General features: G+C 42.2%; 18 protein-coding genes. 15 read left to right on the top strand and 3 right to left on the bottom strand.

Annotated features, from left to right (window positions below):
* Positions 1–3: 3 nt before the first annotated feature.
* The 4 genes from GMC92_RS04805 to nusB all read left to right on the top strand — a co-directional run bounded on the left by GMC92_RS04805 (position 4) and on the right by nusB (position 2,686).
* The gene (locus tag GMC92_RS04805) at positions 4–1,110 is read left to right on the top strand and encodes an SPFH domain-containing protein (protein WP_061590914.1); all 1,107 of its coding nucleotides are present in this window, start codon (positions 4–6) and stop codon (positions 1,108–1,110) included.
* A gap of 165 nt (positions 1,111–1,275) precedes the next feature.
* Positions 1,276–1,836, top strand: a complete 561-nt coding sequence (efp, locus tag GMC92_RS04810; protein ID WP_003005479.1) for an elongation factor P — start codon at positions 1,276–1,278, stop codon at positions 1,834–1,836.
* Between the two features lie 36 nt (positions 1,837–1,872).
* The gene (locus GMC92_RS04815) at positions 1,873–2,262 is read left to right on the top strand and encodes an Asp23/Gls24 family envelope stress response protein (RefSeq protein WP_003005404.1); all 390 of its coding nucleotides are present in this window, start codon (positions 1,873–1,875) and stop codon (positions 2,260–2,262) included.
* On the top strand, positions 2,255–2,686 hold the full coding sequence (nusB, locus tag GMC92_RS04820) for a transcription antitermination factor NusB (protein ID WP_003008602.1): 432 nt from the start codon (positions 2,255–2,257) through the stop codon (positions 2,684–2,686). Before GMC92_RS04815 ends, nusB begins: the two co-directional genes overlap by 8 nt.
* Positions 2,687–2,909: 223 nt before the next feature.
* Here nusB and GMC92_RS04825 read toward each other — a convergent pair whose 3' ends face one another.
* Entirely contained in the window at positions 2,910–3,875 is a 966-nt protein-coding gene (locus GMC92_RS04825) for a LacI family DNA-binding transcriptional regulator (protein WP_049471835.1), read from the bottom strand.
* Positions 3,856–5,310, bottom strand: coding sequence for a sucrose-6-phosphate hydrolase (locus GMC92_RS04830; protein ID WP_155199892.1), 1,455 nt, complete (start codon positions 5,308–5,310; stop codon positions 3,856–3,858). Before GMC92_RS04830 ends, GMC92_RS04825 begins: the two co-directional genes overlap by 20 nt.
* Before the next feature lie 377 nt (positions 5,311–5,687).
* Between GMC92_RS04830 and GMC92_RS04835 the strand changes: the two genes are divergently transcribed.
* From GMC92_RS04835 to GMC92_RS04880, 8 genes are all read left to right on the top strand, one after another.
* The gene (locus GMC92_RS04835) at positions 5,688–7,607 is read left to right on the top strand and encodes a sucrose-specific PTS transporter subunit IIBC (RefSeq protein ID WP_003008594.1); all 1,920 of its coding nucleotides are present in this window, start codon (positions 5,688–5,690) and stop codon (positions 7,605–7,607) included.
* Between the two features lie 159 nt (positions 7,608–7,766).
* Entirely contained in the window at positions 7,767–8,666 is a 900-nt protein-coding gene (gene scrK, locus GMC92_RS04840; protein ID WP_003016958.1) for a fructokinase ScrK, read from the top strand.
* 247 nt (positions 8,667–8,913) lie between these two features.
* The gene (locus GMC92_RS04850; RefSeq protein WP_049507051.1) at positions 8,914–9,324 is read left to right on the top strand and encodes a peptide deformylase; all 411 of its coding nucleotides are present in this window, start codon (positions 8,914–8,916) and stop codon (positions 9,322–9,324) included.
* A gap of 135 nt (positions 9,325–9,459) precedes the next feature.
* The gene (locus GMC92_RS04855; RefSeq protein WP_021153785.1) at positions 9,460–9,906 is read left to right on the top strand and encodes a MarR family winged helix-turn-helix transcriptional regulator; all 447 of its coding nucleotides are present in this window, start codon (positions 9,460–9,462) and stop codon (positions 9,904–9,906) included.
* Positions 9,903–11,705 carry an ABC transporter ATP-binding protein gene (locus GMC92_RS04860; RefSeq protein ID WP_155199893.1) on the top strand — a complete coding sequence of 601 codons (1,803 nt, stop codon included), beginning with the start codon at positions 9,903–9,905 and terminating at the stop codon, positions 11,703–11,705. Before GMC92_RS04855 ends, GMC92_RS04860 begins: the two co-directional genes overlap by 4 nt.
* Positions 11,698–13,458, top strand: a complete 1,761-nt coding sequence (locus GMC92_RS04865) for an ABC transporter ATP-binding protein (protein WP_070665529.1) — start codon at positions 11,698–11,700, stop codon at positions 13,456–13,458. The genes GMC92_RS04860 and GMC92_RS04865 overlap by 8 nt, the downstream gene beginning before the upstream one ends.
* Before the next feature lie 520 nt (positions 13,459–13,978).
* Positions 13,979–14,494: a phosphatase PAP2 family protein gene (locus tag GMC92_RS04875; RefSeq protein ID WP_070665527.1), complete on the top strand. Its 516-nt coding sequence runs from the start codon at positions 13,979–13,981 to the stop codon at positions 14,492–14,494.
* Between the two features lie 83 nt (positions 14,495–14,577).
* Complete coding sequence (locus GMC92_RS04880; protein WP_049487923.1) at positions 14,578–15,204, top strand: GNAT family N-acetyltransferase; 627 nt, start codon at positions 14,578–14,580, stop codon at positions 15,202–15,204.
* 298 nt (positions 15,205–15,502) lie between these two features.
* Here the strand turns inward: GMC92_RS04880 and queG are convergent, their stop codons facing one another.
* Positions 15,503–16,642, bottom strand: a complete 1,140-nt coding sequence (queG, locus tag GMC92_RS04885; protein ID WP_070665525.1) for a tRNA epoxyqueuosine(34) reductase QueG — start codon at positions 16,640–16,642, stop codon at positions 15,503–15,505.
* Between the two features lie 115 nt (positions 16,643–16,757).
* Here queG and manA point away from each other — a divergent pair, with 115 nt between their 5' ends.
* The 3 genes from manA (at position 16,758) to GMC92_RS04905 (ending at position 20,942) form a co-directional block, all read left to right on the top strand.
* Complete coding sequence (gene manA, locus GMC92_RS04890) at positions 16,758–17,702, top strand: mannose-6-phosphate isomerase, class I (RefSeq protein WP_155199894.1); 945 nt, start codon at positions 16,758–16,760, stop codon at positions 17,700–17,702.
* Between the two features lie 279 nt (positions 17,703–17,981).
* Positions 17,982–18,722, top strand: coding sequence for a MerR family transcriptional regulator (locus GMC92_RS04895; RefSeq protein WP_049523116.1), 741 nt, complete (start codon positions 17,982–17,984; stop codon positions 18,720–18,722).
* A gap of 375 nt (positions 18,723–19,097) precedes the next feature.
* Positions 19,098–20,942: an APC family permease gene (locus tag GMC92_RS04905; RefSeq protein ID WP_155198784.1), complete on the top strand. Its 1,845-nt coding sequence runs from the start codon at positions 19,098–19,100 to the stop codon at positions 20,940–20,942.
* Positions 20,943–21,079 lie beyond the last annotated feature (137 nt).

Here is a 21,079-nt window from a genome sequence, read left to right on the forward strand (position 1 = left end):
TGTATGGGATTTATTAAAGCAGCCCTTTCAGCGGGCATTTCAAGTTTTCAAGATAGTAAATTTAAGGAAGCCATTACCTTGCCGGAAGCTGTTCCAGCAACAGCTTTGGCCATTAAGGGACAGCTCTTGACCAAAGATCCAGATGGGCGCTCTCGTCAGAGCAACCAAAATACAGGTCTATTGACAGATGGCTCTGTTGTCATCGTTCCCCAAGGATATGTTGCTCTCTTGGTCAATAATGGAACGTTTCTAGGAGACCTTCTAGAAGCAGGGAGCCACGAATGGCAAGCCGGTGAAAATGCCTGGTTGTTTGAAAAGGGTGGTGTGAAAGGAACGTGGGATCAGTTCAAGAATCGTTTCTCATTTGGAGGCCAAGTGGTCACCCAACAAGAAATTATTTTTGTGCGGATGCAACCTTTTACAGGAAATAAATTTGGCACTCAAAATCCAGTCGAGTATTTTAGCGACCGTTACCAACAACTTCTTAGTATTCGTTTTTATGGTCTTTATGATGTTAAAGTAGCAGATCCTGTACTCTTTTACATCAGTGCAGTCAGTCGTCAAATCACTACAGATAAGCCATTTACCTTGGAAGATGTGGCTCAGGGAACCTTACGCCAAAACCTGGCTCCAAAAATTGCAGTGGCCATTTCAAAATATACAGCAGAAAATAAGGCGGACATTTACAATATCAATGCGGACCAAGATGTCTTCAATGAAGTTGCAAAACGCGAAGTCAACAAAACTTGGACAGAATTATATGGTATCGAATTAACCAATGTCCTCATCGAAGATTTGAGCTACGATGCAGACAGTATGGCCAAGGTCAATAAACTGGACAGTGAATTGGCAGCGATGAAGTACAATACCATTGAAATCGAAGAACGTCGTGCTCGCAATGAAGCCTTGGTCGCAGCTGCTAAAAATGAAGGTGGTAATGGCATGAACATGATCATGGGGATGAACTTGGGTCAAGCCCTTGGCAATGACCTTCAAAAACAAGCCTCTCCAGCTCAAGACAAGCCTCATACCTTCTACATTGAAGTAGATGGAAAGTATGTCCATGTCACCAAAGATGCGGATGGCAATATTGTGCCTGTGGATCAATAAGGAATTGTGAAGATGGAGTTGGAGATGTAGAGATTCGAAGGACTCGTTTCTGCAATCTCTCTCCGCCTTCTAGCCTTCCTAAAAAGGGAAAATTGCTGTTTGAGAAAAATCAAATAGTGTGTTACAATAAAGAGTAATCTATTTTTAAAAAAGAGGTAATAAAACATGATTGAAGCAAGTAAATTGAAAGCTGGTATGACTTTTGAAACAGCTGACGGAAAATTGATCCGCGTTTTGGAAGCTAGCCACCACAAACCAGGTAAAGGAAACACTATCATGCGTATGAAATTGCGTGATGTCCGTACTGGTTCAACATTTGATACAAGCTACCGTCCAGAAGAAAAATTTGAACAAGCGATTATCGAAACTGTCCCAGCTCAATACTTGTACAAAATGGATGATACAGCCTACTTCATGAACACGGAAACATATGACCAATATGAAATTCCAGTTGTGAATGTAGAACAAGAATTGCTTTACATCCTTGAAAATTCAGAAGTAAAAATTCAATTCTACGGAAGCGAAGTGATCGGTGTAACAGTTCCTACAACTGTTGAATTAACTGTTGCAGAAACTCAACCATCTATCAAAGGTGCTACAGTGACTGGTTCTGGTAAACCTGCTACAATGGAAACTGGTTTGGTCGTAAACGTTCCTGACTTCATCGAAGCTGGACAAAAATTGGTCATTAACACTACTGAAGGAACTTACGTTTCTCGTGCATAAGAGACATCTCAGGGTGTCAAATAGAAAGGAACTTCTATGGCAACTGAACAATTTGGTGACATCGTTATTGCACCACGTGTATTAGAAAAAATTATTGCGATTGCGACAGCAAAAGTAGAGGGTGTCTATTCGCTTGAAAACAAGAGTGTTTCAGATAGCTTATCCAAACGCTCCCTTGGACGTGGCGTCTACCTTCATACAGAAGAAGATGGTCAAGTTTCAGTAGACATCTATCTCTATTTAGAATATGGAGTGGCTGTACCATCTGTCGCTGTAGCCATTCAAAAAGCGGTTAAGTCTGCAGTTTATGATATGGCAGATGTAACCTTGGATGCTGTCAACATTCACGTTGTTGGTATCGCAACGGAAAAATCTCCAAAACCAGACTTGAAAGACTTGTTTAATGAGGACTTCCTCAATGACTGATGAAATTTTATTAGAATCACGTCGAGATTTGCGTGAGCGTGCCTTCCAAGCCTTGATGGCCTTGGAATACGATGGAGACATTGTTGAAGCTTGTCGCTTTGCTTATCTACATGACAAGGACCTAGCAGAAGACAAAGAAGTCGATCTTCCTGCCTTTCTCATGAATCTCGTGACGGGTGTCTATCAGTCAAAAGATCAACTAGACCAACAAATCGGTCAACATTTGAAAACCGGCTGGACTGTTGAGCGCTTGACCTTGGTAGAGAAAAATATCCTTCGTCTGGGAATTTATGAAATGACAGAGTTTGATACACCACAGATCGTCGCAGTCAATGAAGCGGTGGAATTGGCCAAGGCCTTTTCAGATGAAACCTCTTCACGATTTGTCAACGGTGTCCTCAGTCAATTTGTGACAGAAGAATAAGTAAAAAGGGAGTGGGAAAGAACTCCAACTAGTTAAAAGAGTTCGTTTTCCCACCCCCGCACAGTTGATTAGGTCATCTTTGGAGCTTAAAAGGCGAACAAAGATGCCAATCAACCACTGCGTCATACAGTTATTTCTATTATATATAAAAGGCTAGACAGTTTTTGCCCAGCCTTTTTTTGACGAATAACAACCCCTACAGTATAGAACTGTAGGGGTTGTTTTAGACACTTTTTCCAGAGTGGAGACTAACGGGCAAGAAATAACCGGTAGTCGCTACTTTTTTTCCTTCGATCTTTTGGAGTAAAAGATCCACCATGAGGATAGCAATGTCTTCGAGGGGTTGTTGGATGGTTGTCAGTTCAGGTGTATAGGTCTCGATGAACTGGGTTCCATCATAACCAATCACTTTCAAATCCTGAGGAATCTGAATATCTAATTCTCTAGCGACTTTCATGATCAAGATCGCCGTCAAATCATCGGAGGCAAAAATAGCGTCTGGTTTGTGGTGGGTTAAAATCTGTTTGATTTCCATTTCTTTGCGAATAGGGGAGAAATCACTGGAAACATTGATGATCATGGACTCAGGTAGAACTGATGCAAATCCCGCATGACGCAAGCCAGTTGGGGAGTTGGAGTTGTCATTACCTGTGATCATGATAATATTTCGGGCTCCGGTTTTTACTAAAGTTTCTGCTGCTAGCACTCCACCAGCATAGTTGTCTGAAGAAACAACCGGAATTTCTGGGGAGAGGTTGCGGTCAAAAGCAATGATAGGAGCAGTTACCCGGTTGTAATCTTCAATGCCCAAATTATGACTTCCTGAAATGATGCCATCTACCTGGTTAGCCTCCAACATCTCAATATATTCGCGCTCTTTCTCGGAGTCGTGCTCACTATTGCAGATGATGGTTTTATAGCCATGTTTGAAGAGTTGGTGTTCTAGTTTGTCGATTAATTCAGCATAGAAAACATTGCTGATGTTGGGAAAGATCAAGCCGACTAACTTGGCTGATTTTCCTTGGAGGCTTCGAGCAACATTGTTAGGTTTATAGCCTAATTCTCGCATGGCTTCTTGGACTTTTTGGATCGTTTTCTCAGACAGGTATCCTTTTTTATTGATAACCCGTGAGACAGTAGTAGGGCTGACACCGGCGAGTTTGGCGACATCAGTTAGCTTTGCGACCATAATCAAGTTCGTAGTAAGTTCCAGTAGGGGTTCCAGACTTGATCAAGATTCCATTTTGATCTGCATGTGGGTAGACCCGACCAGAAAATACTTTTTCTCCTTTATTGATAAAGATTTCAAAAATCGAATTGTCAATGAAAATATTAGCGGTTGTTGCTTGGTTAGCGATTGTGCAGCTACGGCTCGCACCGAATTCTTGGGCATATTGCTCACCAGCCTGGCTTCGATCGACTGTGACCAATCCTTTAGCCAGATCAAATGTGAGAGCTAAGCCCTTCCCTTCTGCATCGGCAAAGAGGACGATTTCGTTCTGGCTATCCTTTTCAAACTGCAATTCCAATTCATAGCAGTTCTTGGTTTGTGCCTTGTTGGCAAATTCCTCACTCTCAGCGCGCAAGTCTTTGATGGCTTCAACTGGGTATTGGTAGAGCTTGCCATCTTTGATGGTTAATTCTTTGACCAGTGAGAGAGCTCCTTGGTAGTCATAGGAATCCGTTGGATAAGAAACGTCTGGAAGACCTAGCCAGCTAACAGTATAGGCACGTCCATCGGGAGCATTAAATCCTTGAGTGGCATAGGCTTCAAAACCATAGTCGAGATTATGCAATTCAGATACATCAACCATTTTGGCCTTTTCTGGGTCAAAGCTTGCCCCAATCTTGTACATATTTGGATAGATATTGTCATAATCGAGAACGGCTTTATCTAAGCCTTGAGGGCAGTATAGGAGAACGGGTTGGTCTCCTACAAAGACTAGGTTGGGACATTCCATCATATAAGCTGTCCGATCGTTTGCAAAATCCAAGTCACCGACTGTAACCCAGTTGGAATAGTCATTATCTACAGCCTTATAGAGACGGATGAATCCTTTCTTCTCAAGGTCTTGACCACCAACGATAGCGTAGAATTGACCTTTGAAATTAAAAATCTGTGGGTCACGAAAGTGATCCGTAGAGTCAGCCGGTTGATCAATCAAGATTTTGTCAATTTTTTCAATCTTGCCGTCTTTATCCATCAAAGCACCGACTTGGTAAGGATGACGAACCCATTCTGCATCACGAACATTTCCGGTGTAGAATAGGAATAGTTTGTCACCAAACTGCATGGCTGATCCGGAATAAGCTCCATGGCTATCCAGATCTGTGTCTGGAAGAAGCGTTACACCAGTTTCTTTGAAATGAACCAAGTCTTCACTTTCTGTTTGTACCCATGATTTTAACCCATGGGCTGCACCAAATGGGAAATTTTGGTAAAACAAGATCCATTTTCCATCAAAGTAGGAAAAACCGTTAGGATCATTTAAGAGACCAGCTTTTGGCTCAACATGATAGTGTGTATGCCAAGGAGATTTCTCCATAAGATCTTGGATGGCTTGCTTTTCCTCTTTTGTCCAGTCTTCGTAACGTCTGTAACGACGTTCAGTTGTCCATTCCATTTTATTCCTCCGAATTTTTTCTTACTTCCATAGTACCGATTTCCTATTAAAAATGCAAGCGATAAATGAAAAAAATGGCAAAAAATGTCAAACGATTGACAGCTATTTTGCAGCCTGAAGAAAAGAGGAGAAGTTGAAAATTTATGAAAATATGAAAGAAAATGAAAATAAAAGTCTGATTTAAAGTGCTAAAAAGCGTAGTACAGGCCTGTTTTAAAATGAAAATAGTTTCATACTGTCAAAAGGTGTCAAAAAGTCCAAAAAAGTTTCAAAAAAATCCTGCAAAACGCTTGACATATTTTCAATACGTGGTACAATTAAAAACGTAGAAACGATTTAACCGTTTACATTACAAAAAATAAGGAGATTTTTGCAAAATGTCAAATACAGAAATTGCAAAGCAGGTCATCGATGCAATCGGTGGGGTTGAGAACGTTAGCAGTGTTGCTCACTGTGCGACTCGTCTTCGCGTGATGGTAAAAGATGAATCAAAAATCAACAAAGATGTTGTTGAGAACATTGAAAAAGTACAAGGTGCTTTCTTTAACTCAGGTCAATACCAAATCATCTTTGGTACTGGTACTGTAAACAAGATCTATGATGAAGTAGTAGCTCTTGGCTTACCAACATCATCAAAAGATGAAATGAAAGCAGAAGCCGCTAAACAAGGAAACTGGTTCCAACGCGCGATCCGTACCTTTGGAGACGTTTTTGTTCCAATTCTACCAGCAATTGTTGCGACTGGATTGTTTATGGGGATTCGTGGTGCCATTGCTCAAGACCAGGTTTTGGCTTTGTTTGGCACAACAGCAGATGCATTTAAATCTACTGATTTTTATACCTATTCAACAATTTTAACTGATACCGCGTTTGCCTTCTTCCCAGCCTTGATTTCATGGTCTGCATTCCGAGTATTCGGAGGAAATCCTGTTCTTGGGATTGTAATTGGTTTGATGATGGTTAGTCCGACACTTCCAAATGCGTGGGTTGTAGCGGAAGATCCTTCTAAAGCAGCAACATACTTTGGTATCTTCCATCATGTGGTTGGATTCCAGAACTCAGTTCTTCCCGCTTTCTTCGTTGGTCTAATTGGTGCGAAACTTGAAAAGTGGCTCCATAAGAAAATTCCAGATGTCTTAGATTTGTTATTGGTTCCATTATTCACATTGACAATCATGTCATTCCTCGCTTTGTTTATTATTGGTCCATTCTTCCACAGTATCGAAGAATATGTACTAAATGTAACTAAGTTTATTTTGAATTTACCATTTGGTCTTGCAGGTCTTCTTATTGGTGGCGTTCATCAGTTGATTGTCGTTACCGGCGTCCATCATATCTTTAATCTTCTTGAATCACAATTAATTACTGCAGATAAAAAAGATCCATTTAATGCAATTATTACAGCGGCTATGACTGCACAAGCTGGAGCTACTTTAGCAGTGGCAGTGAAATCTAAATCTCAAAAAGTGAAAGCTCTAGCATTTCCTGCAACTATCTCTGCCTTGTTAGGTATTACTGAGCCTGCAATCTTTGGTGTAAACTTGCGTTATGTGAAACCATTCGTTATTGCTTTGGGAGCAGGTGCAGTAGGTGGTTGGATTGCATCTATGTTAAATCTTGCTGGTACAGGATTTGGTATTACAATTATTCCAGGAACGCTTCTCTATCTAAACGGTCAATTATTGAAATATGTATTTATGGTTGTATTTACAACTGCCCTAAGTTTCGGTTTGACTTATATGTTTGGTTATGAAGATGAAGCTTCATCAGTTCCTGCAGAGGACAAAGAAGCAGAAGCTATTATTGAAGAAGAAACAACTGGAGCTCTTCCAGCATCTCTTCAAGACGAAACCATTATCTCTCCGATCGTTGGTCAAGCTGTTGCTTTGTCTGATGTGAATGATCCTGTCTTCTCAAGTGGAGCGATGGGACAAGGAATTGCCATCAAACCAACTGAAGGCGTTGTCTATGCACCAGCTGATGCTGAAGTAACCATTGCTTTTGCAACTGGTCACGCTTACGGTTTGAAGACCGCTAATGGTGCTGAAATCTTGATCCACGTTGGGATTGATACAGTATCAATGAACGGTGAAGGATTTGATCAAAAAGTAGCTCAAGGTGATAAAGTGAAAGCTGGTGATGTCCTTGGTACATTTGATGCAGCGAAAATTGCCGCAGCTGGTCTTGAAGACACAACTATGGTGATCGTCACTAACACAGCTGACTATGCTTCTGTCACACCTGTTGCAACTGGATCTGTTGCGAAGGGTGATGCGATCATCGAAGTCAAAGCTTAATCGAAACAATAAGTTTTCAAGGACTGGTCTATCATCTCCAGTCCTTGAATTTTATTTCTCAAAAAAAGTGTGTTTTTTCTTTAGAGAAGAGAAAAAGATTGACTACAAAATATGCTATAATAAATACAGGATATTTTTCATAATAAAAAAGGAGCCAACATGACAAAATTATATGGAAGTTTGGAAGCTGGCGGTACAAAATTTGTTTGTGCGGTTGGTGATGAAAACTATAATGTTGTGGAAAAAGTACAATTTCCAACAACCAAGCCAATTGAGACGATTGATAAGTGTATTGAATTTTTCTCAAAATTTGAGGATCTAGTTGGGCTTGCGATTGGTTCATTTGGACCAATTGATATCGATCCAAATTCAAACACTTATGGTTTCATCACAACGACTCCAAAACCAAATTGGGCCAATGTAGATATCGTTGGGGCCTTCCGTCGTGCCTTGAATGTACCTATCTATTTCACAACAGATGTGAATAGTTCTGCCTATGGAGAAGTGGTCGCACGCAACAATGCGGGTGGTCATATCGAAAACTTGGTTTACTATACAATCGGAACAGGAATCGGAGCTGGTGTCATCCAACGTGGTGAGTTTATCGGGGGAGCTGGGCACCCAGAAATGGGACACTACTATGTGGCCCAACACCCAATGGATGTGGAAAAAGAATTCAAGGGTGTTTGTCCTTTCCACAATGGCTGTTTGGAAGGTTTTGCGGCTGGTCCTAGTCTCGAAGCTCGTACGGGTATTCGTGGGGAAAACATTGAACTCAACAGCAATGTATGGGATATTCAAGCCTACTACATCGCACAAGCAGCAGTGAATGCGACAGTTACCTTCCGCCCAGACGTCATTGTCTTTGGAGGAGGAGTCATGGCTCAACAACATATGTTAGATCGTGTTCGCACGAAATTTACTGCCCTCTTGAACGGTTACCTCCCTGTACCTGATGTGAGAGATTATATTGTGACACCTGCAGTTGCCGGCAATGGTTCAGCGACCTTGGGGAACTTTGTCCTTGCAAAAGAAGTGAGCGAAAAGCTTAAAAAATAAGCAGCAATTGTCTCTTAGAGGTTAGAAACAAGAGCGAGGAGGCTGGGACAAAAGTCCTAGCCTCTCAATTATTTTTGGATTGTCGAGCAAGACGCAGTGGTTGAGTGGGCTCTACTACGCCGATTTCATCAGCTTTTACAGCCCTACTCAACTGTGCGGAGGTGGGACGATGAAATCCAATTCTAACGAATTACCGATTTCTGTCCCACTCTCTTCTTTCGTCTATCTATCAAGAAGTGAGGAAGGAATGAAAAAGAATATTGTAAAAGATGTCTTATTCTTGGGTCAAAAGTCAGAAGAAGCGACACCTGAGGATCGCACCTTGGCTTTGGATTTGCAGGACACCTTAAATGCTCATCTCCTTGAGTGTGTCGGTTTAGCAGCCAATATGATCGGGGTGAAAAAGCGAGCGATTATCATCCGAATGGGAAGTGAAAATTTGGTCCTGTTTAATCCGGTTCTCCTTGAAAAGAAAAAGCCTTACCAAACAGAGGAAGGATGCTTGTCCTTGGTGGGGAGTCGGCCGACCACTCGTTATGAGGAGATTTCAGTGGCCTATCGAGATATGAATTGGAAAGCAAAAACAATTCATTTGTCAGGCTTTTCGGCCCAGATCTGTCAGCATGAAATGGATCATCTAGAAGGCATTATTATCTAAAGATGAAGGATGGAGTCGATTCGGCTCCTTTTTTTAGTTCTTATGGAAACTTTTTTCTTGACAGGGATCTTTTTTGTGTTAAAATAGTTCTCATAGTAACTTTAAAGTTCTTAAGAGAACTATTTGGAGGAAATGATGGACAAACCTTTACTAGAATTTAAAAAAATCGGTCATCTCATTCACCTCATGGTAGAAAGAGAGGCCAAGAAGAGAGGGCTTGAATTTAGCGCAGGACCCCAAGGTCAGGTATTGGGCTTTTTATCTCATCGTGAAAAGGAGGGGAAAGTGACCTTGATTCGGGATGTTGAGCAGGAACTTCATATCTCAAAATCCGTGACGAGTAACCTGATCAAGCGCATGGAGAAAAATGGCTTTATTTATCTAGAGCCTAGTCCAACCGATAAACGGGCCAAGTATGTCTACCTAACAGACAGTGTAAAAGATAAATTGAATGACATGAAACAATTCTTTGAAGAAGTGGACCAGGATATGATGGCTGGTGTATCAGAAGAAGAATTGGCCATCTTTTTCAGGGTCATGCATCAATTTTATGAGAATATGAAAAAAAGGAGCGAGGAATGATCAATATATTTCGGCGGTTAACTGCCAAAGAATGGGGCATGATTGCCCTTAGTACGGTCTTTATCTGTCTGGCTGTTTGGATGGATTTAAAGACTCCTGAATACTTATCCGATATCACGACCCTCTTAGCCAAGGATGGGACCAAGGTTTCTGATATTATGGATCCGGGAAGCAAGATGTTGCTCTTCTCTTTTGGAAGCTTTTTGATGGCAGTTTTTGTGGGCTTTTTGGCTTCAAGAGTCGCTGCCAGCTTTACGACGCGACTTCGAGGAGAGATTTTCCATCAAGTGATGGATTACTCTGATGCCGAGATCAAGAAATTCTCCGTTCCCTCTCTCTTGACTCGTACAACCAATGATTTGACCCAGTTACAAATCATGATTGTCATGGGGATGCAAGTTGTGACGCGTGGTCCCATTATGGCGATTTGGGCTCTGACCAAGATTTGGGGGAAGAGCAGTGCCTGGACAACGTCTGTTGGGATTGCGGTCTTGATGGTCTTGATTCTTCTCTCTGTTCTGGTTCTTATTGCCTTTCCGCGCCAGCAAAAGGTTCAAGGTTTGACCGATGCTTTGAATGCGACGACACGGGAGAGTTTGACTGGGGTGCGAGTGGTTCGCGCCTACAATGCAGAAGCTTATCAAAATGAGAAATTCCAGGCTGAAAACAAGGGCTTAACCCGTCTAAATCTCTTTGTTTATCGTTTGATGTCTTTGATGAACCCTGTCATGACAGTGGTATCAAGTGGGTTGACCCTTGCTATCTACTGGATTGGGGCGCACTTGATCAATGATATCGCCATGCCAAAAGATCCTACAAAGCTTGCCGTGAGTTCTGCCTTAGCGGATCGGACCAAGGTCTTCTCCGATATGATTACTTTCTCTTCTTACGCCATGCAGGTTGTCGTTGGCTTTATGATGATGGTGGCCATCTTGATTATTCTTCCTCGTGCCTTGGTATCCGCAAAACGGATTAATCAGGTCTTGGCTCTAGAGCCGTCTGTTGATTTTCCATCTGTGTCCAAGACTGAGTCTGGAGAAAAAGGAAGTGTAGAATTTCAAGATGTTTCCTTCCGATATGGAAGGACTTCCCGTGCTGTGATTGAGCATGTTACCTTTTCAGCTCAGAAGGGACAAACCGTTGCCTTCATTGGATCAACCGGCTCTGGTAAATCCACTTTGGTCAATTTAATTCCACGTTTTTACGATGCGACAGAAGGAAAGATCTTAGTGGATGGGGTGAATGTCAAGGATTATAGCCACCAAGAATTGAACAATAAAGTCGGCTACATTCCCCAAAAAGCAGTGCTCTTTAGCGGCACGATTCGCTCCAATATGGAATTTGGAGAAAGTAGTCAAGGAAAATTAGAGGATGAAGCCATCTGGAAAGCTCTTGAATTGGCCCAAGCCAAAGAGTTTGTTGCCACAAAAGAGAAGGGCTTGGATACAGAAGTAGCGCAAGGAGGAAGCAACTTCTCTGGAGGACAACGTCAACGTTTGGCCATTGCGCGTGCCCTTGCACGTAAGCCCGAGATCCTCATCTTTGATGATTCCTTCTCAGCCCTGGATTACAAAACGGATCGGATCCTGCGCCAAGCCCTGAAAGAAGAGCTGGCAGATACGACCAAATTGATCGTTGCCCAACGGATTTCGACCATTATGGATGCGGATTTGATTTTGGTCTTGGATCAAGGGAAGGTCGTCGGTCAAGGCACCCACAAAGAATTGCTTGCGACCAATGAAGTCTATCAAGAAATTGCCTATTCACAATTGTCTAAGGAGGAGTTGGAACATGCATAAAACAAAACAAGAATCGTCCCTTTGGAGACAACTTTCTCCCTATTTGAAGGGCTTCCACCTATTTTTCCAAGTTGCTATCCTCTTTTCGATCGTATCGAGTATTATCACGGTTATTGGACCGGATAAGTTAAAAGAAATCACGGATACCATCACAAAAGGGATGGGAGGAGCCATTGATATTGACAAAATCACTTCGATTGCCCTGACTTTAGCCATCCTTTATGGAGTTGGAGCACTGGTGTCCTACAGCAGTAGTTTCATTATCTCAACCATGATTCAGCGCTTCGCAGAACGCTTGCGCAATGCCATTGCTGAGAAGATCAATCGTGTACCCCTCCAATATTTTGATAGCCATGAACAAGGAGATACCTTGTCTCGTGTGACCAATGACGTGGATTTGATGACCCAATCCTTTAACCAAAGCTTGGTTCAAATGGTCTCTTCTGTTGTCTTATTGATTGGCTCCATCTTTATGATGTTTAAGACGGACTGGCACTTGGCGGTGACAGCGATTGTGTCCATCTTTGCAGGTTTTGCTCTTTCCGGCATTATTATGGTCAAGAGCCAACCTCTCTTTAAGCAACAACAAGATAATCTTGCTAAAGTTTCAGGCTATGTTGAAGAAATCTATAGTGGACATAATGTTGTTATTTCCTACAATGGCCGTCATCAAGCCAAAGATCATTTTGATGCCATCAATCAAGATTTGTATCAAAGCATGTGGAAATCCCAATTCTTCTCTGGGATTATGATGCCCTTGATGCAGTTTGTAGGGAATTTTGGTTATGTCATGGTCTGTATCGTAGGGGCTGCCCTCACCATTAATGGAGATATTACCATTGGGACCATTGTGGCCTTTATGACCTATGTCCGCATCTTTACCCAACCAATTGGTCAAATGGCCCAAGGAATTACCCAATTGCAATCAGCTAGTGCTGCTATGAGGCGTGTCTTTGAATTCTTAGACGAAGAAGAAATGGAAGACGAATCCCAAAAAATACGTCAATTGGAAACAACAAAAGGTCATGTCAAATTTGAGCATGTTCGTTTTGGCTATTCACCAGACAAGACTATTATCCATGACTTTACAGCTGAAGCCAAACCGGGGCAAAAAGTAGCCATTGTTGGTCCAACAGGTGCTGGTAAGACCACCATGGTCAATCTCTTGATGCGTTTTTACGACATTCAAGCTGGTAAAATTACCATCGATGGTGTGGATACTAAGGCCATGAGTCGCGAAGAAGTTCATGATGCTTTTTCGATGGTCTTACAAGATACCTGGCTCTTTGAAGGGACCATTCGGGAAAACTTAGTCTTTAATCAAACCGATATTTCAGATGAAGCAGTCGAAGCGGCAACCCGAGCGGTTGGGGTCCATCACTTTATTCGGACCTTGCCGAATGGCTATGATACTGTATTAGATGATTCAGTGACCTTGTCCGTTGGTCAAAAGCAACTTTTGACCATTGCGCGTGCCCTCTTGAAGGATGCTCCGCTCCTTATCTTGGATGAAGCAACCTCATCTGTCGATACCCGTACAGAAGAGTTGATTCAAAAAGCCATGGACAAACTCATGGAAGGCCGGACCTCCTTTGTCATCGCCCATCGCTTGTCCACTATCCGTAATGCGGATCTGATTCTTGTGATGAAAGATGGAAATATTATCGAGCAAGGCAACCACCAAGAACTCATGAGCCAAAATGGATTTTATGCCGACCTCTACAATAGCCAATTCACAGAAGAAGTAGCGTAACAACAAGATACAAAGGGCGTAGCGGATACAGTCAAAATAGGGAATACGACGAAGAATCCAAAAGATTCTAGGAGGATTCATCTTTTTGACACAATCTGCAGCCCGTGTTCAATTCCAACAAGATACAAAGGGCGTAACATACAAAGTGAAAAAATGAGAGTGGGACAGAAATCGGTAATTCGTTAGAATTCGATTTCGTCGTCCCACCTCCGCACAGTTGAGTAGGGCTGTAAAAGCTGATGAAATCAGCGTAGTAGAGACCACTCAACCACTGCGTCTTGCTCGACAATCCAAAAACAATTAAGAGTCTAGGACTTTTGTCCCAGCCTCATTTTTTTATCGATAATAGTAATGGGAAAGACGATTCTTAGGTACAGAAAAATGACAAAGCGTCAAAAATAGATCGCTTCTAATGTGAAAAAGAAGAAAGAAAGGATAAAAAAAGAGCCTGGCTTGACAGGCTTTCTTAGGATCGCGTATACTAGTAGTATAAAATAAGATGAAAGACAGGAGTGCCGACATGAAGCCCAATCTTCAAGATTATCCGAAATTTTATCGTTGGCTAACCCTGCCTTTTACGAGAAAGCCACATCGTGTGCAGGTTCTTCAAAGGATGAATCGAATCTTGACGTTCGTGATGCCAGGCATCTACGGCCTGGTCTTTTGTTGGCTGTTTTTTAAGAAAACTTCAATGGGAGGCATCTGGCCTTTTATCTGGATCCCTGCTTCGGGTTTTGTCTTGTTTAGCCTCTTTCGTCATTGGGTCAATGTTCCGAGACCTTATGAGAAATGGGAGATTCAACCCTTATTAGAAAAGAATTCATCCGGACATTCCTTTCCTAGCCGACATGTTTTTTCGGCGACCATTATCTCGATGTGTGTCTGCCAGTTGTCGCTTCCGCTAGGAATGTGCTCGATGCTCCTATCTCTTCTATTAGCCCTTGTCCGAGTTCTTGGAGGGGTTCATTATCCCAAGGATGTCCTCGTCGCTTGGGGGCTGGGACTCGTCTGGGGAGGACTCTTTTTGCTGGCTTGAATGAACAAATTGCTGAAAATTGACCTTTGTCTAACAGCGTATCATAGTGTATACTGGAAAGTGGACTTAGAATAGGAGAGAAGATGAAGTACAGAAAAGCAGAAAAAGCAGATCTGGATCAGGTGGTTCGAGTAGCCAGTACAGCCTTTGAGGACTATCTATTTTTAAAAGTTATCAAGGATTTGGTTCGGGATCCCAAGCAATACCCATCCTTTGTTGAGGCAATGATGCGCATCCTGGTAAAGGTTTTTCTTAAGCACCATATTTGCCTTGTGGCAGAAAAAAATGATGAAATTTATGCAGTTGCCTTGTTGCAAAAGGAACCGATCCCTTTTCGGGCCTATCTCTTAAATGGGGGATTCGGTTTGCTCAAGTTTATTTCCTTGAAGAATATGTTGTCCTACTTTAAATTTATGGAGGACACGGATAAGGAATTGGAGCAAAATGTAGATTTTGATTGGTATTTGATGCTTCTTGCAGTCGCCCCTAAACACCAACGGCAGGGCTATGGCAGTCGCTTTATGATAGAAGGAATTGAGCCTTTCTTGGAAGAGATCCAAGGAAAAAAACTAGCCTTTTATACCAATACCAAAGGAAATGTCTATTTTTACACGAAAAATGGTTACAAGGAAGTCTATTCAAGTGAGATTTGCTTTAACCAAGTAGAGATGGGTAGTTGGTATTTCTTGAAAGAACTAAAAAAACACTAAGGATACAACCTTAGTGTCAGATTGATGACAAAGTCATTTTAGAAACTTTCCTTAGGTGACTACGGACGTCAGCGAACTTCGAAGAAGTTCCATGACTTAGTTTTGAGCCTAAGGTCTCAAAACTCCCGAGCTCTTGAAACTATTAAGTTTCAAGAGCTTTTCTCACGTCGGAAAGTTTCAGTTGATGATTGAATAATTCTAACGAATAAATTTTTTTATTTTTACAGAAGTTAATAGATTTGTATAAAATAGCAATTTGTATACGCCTTCACACTAAGGTGACAACCTTAGTGTTTTTTCATTGTAGCTGTGAATCTGCTTGAATGCCGAATTTTTCAAAGAAAGCAGTTCGTTCTTCTATGATAGCATCGGTCGGATGTTTGATATTCCGTAAGAGCTCAACAAGGTCCGGCGTGACTTCACGAAGCAGTTGCCCTAAGGACCAGATAGCCGTTGCAATATGAATCTGATTTTGTGAAGTTTCGATGATGTTCAGGAGCTTAGGGATGGCCGAACGGTCATTGGCATTGGCTAATGCAATGATGGCATTGCGCTGGAGGATGTTCTTGCCTCGCCAACTTCCAGCAACATGTCCGAATTTTTCCTTAAATTGTCCGTTGGACAGCTCGATAAAAGGAATCAACTCTGGATGAGCCAGATCAGGATCGATTTCTGTTGCTAAGGGATTATCTAGCCCTTTGTTATAAGGGCAGCAAATCTGACAGATGTCACATCCATAGATGACCGTTTTAATTTTCTTGCGAAATTCTAGGTCCATCATGCCCTTGTCTTGGGTTTGGAAGGACAAACAACGCTTGGCATTCATAGAGCCATCTCCGATTAAACAGGAGGTTGGGCATGCATCTAAACAACGTCGACAGTCTCCACAACCATAGTCGACTGGCTGATCCGGTTCGATTTCGAGGTTGGTAATCAATTCGCCCAGAAACATGTAAGAACCGTATTCTTTTGAAATGACCAAGCCATTTTTTCCGATAAAGCCAATACCAGCTCGTTGGGCGACAGCCGTATCAACCAGTGCTCCAGTATCGACCATGCCCTTGTATTCAAAATCTTGCGTCATTTCTTCAATCCCAGCAGCTAAGCGGTTGAGCTTGTCTTGAAGGACATAATGGTAGTCTAATCCCCAGCTGTTGGGCGTGAATTTTCCTCTTTTATAGGCTGTTTTTTGAGGTTGCTGCTTGAGTTTGTGGGGGTAGGCGACAGCGATTGAGATGATGGTCTTAGCGGAGGAGAGACTTAATTTGGGTTGGATGCGCTCTTCAATATTCTTATGCTCGAATCCAGAATTCCGTCCTTCCTCAACGGCCAAGCGGAGCGATTTTTCCAAATAAGCGAAGTCATCAGCGGTTGTAAAGCCAATTTTTGAAATCCCAATAGAATGCGCCAGTTGGATAATGTTTTCTTTTAGTGTCATCCCTTTCATTATACACAAAAATGAAGTTTCTGGCGAGAGAGGAAAATGATGGAAAGGGCTTTCAAAAACTTTCTTTTTTTTGTATAATAGAAACATGAAATGCGAGGAGGATATTATGGGACAACCATTATTTTTACATTCAGTCATGCAGGAAAAAATTTGGGGAGGAACTCGTCTGAAAGAAGAATTTGGTTACGAAATTCCGAGCGACCATGTCGGTGAATTTTGGGCGATTTCAGCCCATCCACATGGGGTTTCTAAAGTAGCCAATGGTCCATACGAAGGAATGGGATTGGATCAGCTCTATCAAGAGCATCGGGAATTATTCGGTAATCGTAAAGAACCTGTCTTTCCTTTATTAACAAAGATTTTGGATGCCAACGATTGGCTCAGTGTACAGGTGCACCCAGATGATACCTATGCAATGGAGCATGAAGGAGAACTTGGAAAAACTGAGTGTTGGTATGTGATTGCGGCTGATGAAGGATCTGAGATTATCTATGGGCACAATGCCAAGTCAAAAGAAGAACTCCGCCAGCAAATTGAGGACAAGAACTGGGATGCCTTGCTGACAAAAGTTCCTGTCAAGGCTGGAGATTTCTTCTATGTGCCAAGTGGGACCATGCACGCCATTGGTTCTGGAATTTTGATTCTTGAAACCCAACAGTCGAGTGACACCACCTACCGGGTTTATGATTTTGACCGCAAGGATGCTCAAGGAAACTTGCGGGAGCTTCACTTGGAAAAATCGATTGATGTGTTAAACATCGGTGAGCCGGCAAATAGTCATCCAGATACAGTTGTTGTCGATGATCTTCGAATGACCACCTTGGTTGCAAGTGACTTCTTCACCGTTTATAAGTGGGAACTGACTGGAAAAGCTGATTTTGAAAAGACTGCTGATTACAGCTTGTTAAGCGTCTTAGCCGGAGAAGGAAAATTGACGGTAGATGGAAAGGATTATCCTATTCGAAAAGGAAGTCACTTTATCTTACCGAGCGATGTTGAATCTTGGACTTTGGAAGGGCAAGGTTTAGAATTGATCGTGAGTCATCCATAAAAAAGAAAGGGTTTGAGTTAAAAGTTGTGAAACAACTCAAGCCTTTTTTATCTGAAAACTTTTTTTATGTTAAGCCTTGACTCTGACCTAAGGGGAGGGGTTATACTATCCTTGTAATACTCTTCGAAAATCAAATTCAAACCACGTCAGCGTCGCCTTACCGTATATATGTTACTGACTTCGTCAGTTCTATCTACAACCTCAAAGCAGTGCTTTGAGCAACCTGCGGCTAGCTTCCTAGTTTGCTCTTTGATTTTCATTGAGTACAAGGAGGAAATCATGTACCATATCAAAGAAGCTGCAGAGCTGTCGGGTGTCTCTGTCAAGACCTTGCACCACTATGACAAGATAGGACTTCTCGTTCCTGTGAAATCTGAAAATGGTTATCGGACATACAGTCAAGAAGATTTAGAACGATTACAGGTGATTCTCTACTACAAGTATCTAGGATTTTCCTTAGACCAAATAGCAGAACTCTTAGCTGAAGAAAAAGCTAACTTATTGCCCCATTTGACCAAACAGTTGGACTATTTGACTCAAGAAAGACAACGTCTGGATACCTTGATTTCTACCTTGCAAAAAACCATTCAAGAACAAAAAGGAGAAAGAAAAATGACCATTGAGGAAAAATTCACTGGATTTAGCTATCAAGATACTCAAAAATACCAGCAAGAGGCGGTAGAGAAGTACGGTCAAGAAGTCATGGACCAAGCGCTTGAGCGCCAAAAGGGGCGTGAAGATGAGGCTACGGAAGCCTTCAACCAAGTTTTTCAAACTTTGGCGCAAAATCTCAAAGATGGTCTATCCGTATCCGCAAATGAAAATCAAAATCAGGCAGCTAAACTTTTAGAAGCAATTCGAACGTATGGATTTGACTGCTCTATAGAGGTTTTTGGCCATATCGGCAAAGGCTATGTCTATAACCCAGAATTCAAGGAAAACATCGACAAGTTTGGAGCTGGCACAGCCCAGTACACTTCGGATGTCATTGCCCACTATGTGGCACATCAACCCAAATAAAAAAGAGAGAGTGGGACAGAAATCGGTAATTCGTTAGAATTCGATTTCGTCGTCCTACCTCCGCACAGTTGAGTAGGACTGTAAAAGCTGATGAAATCAGCGCAGTAGAGCCCACTCAACCACTGCGTCTTGCTCGACAATCCAAAAATAATTGAGAGGCTAGGATTTTTGTCCTAGCCTCGTTTTTTGCTTGGATCAATTTGAAAAGAAGCTGGCTGATCTAAGAGAGGTTGGATAAATGAACACAATGAAAACTTTACGAAGATTTCACAATTTCAGTTGACAGTCTTGAAAAAAAAGAGTAGAATAACCCCAGTTTTATGAAAAAGAGGCAGGGAATTCCCGGCCTCATGATCTTTTTTCAAGGAGTTTTTTATGTTTTCAACATTGAAAAAATGGTTTATTGGCCGTCCGTTGAAATCTGGTGCAGAAGGTGAAGGCGGATTGCTAGGGAAAATGCAGGCTTTGGCCATGCTCTCTAGTGACGCACTTTCTTCTATTGCCTATGGTCCAGAGCAAGTTATCTTGGTCTTGATGACCGTATCAGCAGGAGCTATTTGGTGGTCCATTCCAATTGGGATTGTGGTCCTGGTTCTCCTAGCTAGTTTAACGATTTCTTATCGCCAAGTCATTCATGCCTACCCTCAAGGGGGAGGGGCCTATATGGTGACTACGGAGAACTTGTCTCCCAAAGCGGGTTTGATCGCTGGTGGTAGTCTCTTAGTCGACTACATGCTGACAGTAGCAGTATCTGTGTCTTCCGGTGCAGATGCCATCACGTCAGCGATTCCATCTCTTCATCCTTATAATCTTCACATTTCCATTTTGTTGGTCTTGATTTTGATGCTGATGAACCTTCGGGGGCTACGTGAATCAGCGACATCATTGATGATTCCGGTATACCTTTTCATTGTCAGTACCATTGCCTTGATCGGCTATGGTGTGATCCAAATCTTGACGGGTCACTTGGCCTATAACGCAACTGCTCATGTGGGTCAAACCATTTCAGGGGTTAGTATTATTCTCTTATTGCGGGCCTTTACGAGTGGATCCGCTTCCCTAACAGGGGTTGAAGCCATCTCCAATTCGGTTCCTTTCTTTAAGAAACCAAAAGCAAAGAATGCAGCTTCTACCTTGACCATTATGGCTTTGATTTTGGGGATCATGTTTGCAGGGATTACCTTCCTCAATTACTGGGTGGGTGTCGTTCCGGCTAAAGGGGTAACAACTCTAGCCCAAATGGCCCAAGCCATCTTAGGGAATTCCCCAGTTGGACAAGCCTTCTTTTACATCTTCCAATTATCAACAGCCTTGATCTTGGCAGTTGCGGCTAATACCGGTTTCTCCGCCTTTCCAATGTTGGCCTTTAACATGGCTAAAAATAAATACATGCCACACATGTATATGGAAAAAGGGGATCGTCTGGGCTATTCTAATGGGATTTTGACCTTGGCGATTGGTGCCATCGTCTTGCTCTTGATTTTTGATGGACAAACAGAAAGCTTGATTCCGCTTTATACCATTGGGGTCTTCATTCCTTTTGCCCTTTCTCAAACAGGGATGGTGATCCACTGGAAACGCCAATATCAAAAAGGATTTCTTAAGTATTCGCTTGCCAATATCCTGGGGGCAGCCATCTGTTATGGAATTGTCTTGATCCTCTTATTATTCCGTTTGCGTGAGATCTGGCCCTTCTTCCCTATTATTGGTCTCTTGCTTTGGATGTTCTTGAGTATCCGTAATCACTATGATAAAGTTGCGGCTCAATTGCGCTTGGGAGGTAAGATCGAAAAGACAAGTTATGCGGGCAATACCGTGATTGTCCTTGTTGGGAATGTCACTCAGGTAAGTGTGGGAGCTATGAGTTATGCAAATAGCCTAGGAAACGATGTTATAGCTATGCACGTCTCAACGGAAGAAACCAAGGTTAAAGACGCTGAGGTAGCAGAAGAATTTAAGCACTATTTCCCTCATATTCGCTTTGAAAATGTCATGACCAGTTACCGGGATATTATCCAGCCAACAGTTGAATTTGTCTCAAAAGTGGCTGAGGAGGCCAAGGAAAAAGGCAACACCGTTACAGTCCTAGTCCCTCAATTTATCCCTAAAAAACATTGGCAAAATATTCTCCACAACCAAATGAGTTTGAAATTGAAGTATGCACTTCGTTGGCATGAAGAAGTGGTTGTGGCAAGCTATTCTTACCATTTGTCTGAATAACGATCGCCTAAAGAAAAGATGTCTGCTTGAGCAGGCATCTTTTTGGATTTTCTTACACGAAAAAAACCACTCGAAAGTCTTGTAAGATACAGCCTTGATCTTGAAAAAATGTTTAAAAAATGCTAGAATAAAAAGAA

This window comes from Streptococcus parasanguinis (assembly GCF_009717775.1).
In the GTDB taxonomy this organism is placed as follows: domain Bacteria; phylum Bacillota; class Bacilli; order Lactobacillales; family Streptococcaceae; genus Streptococcus; species Streptococcus parasanguinis_AG.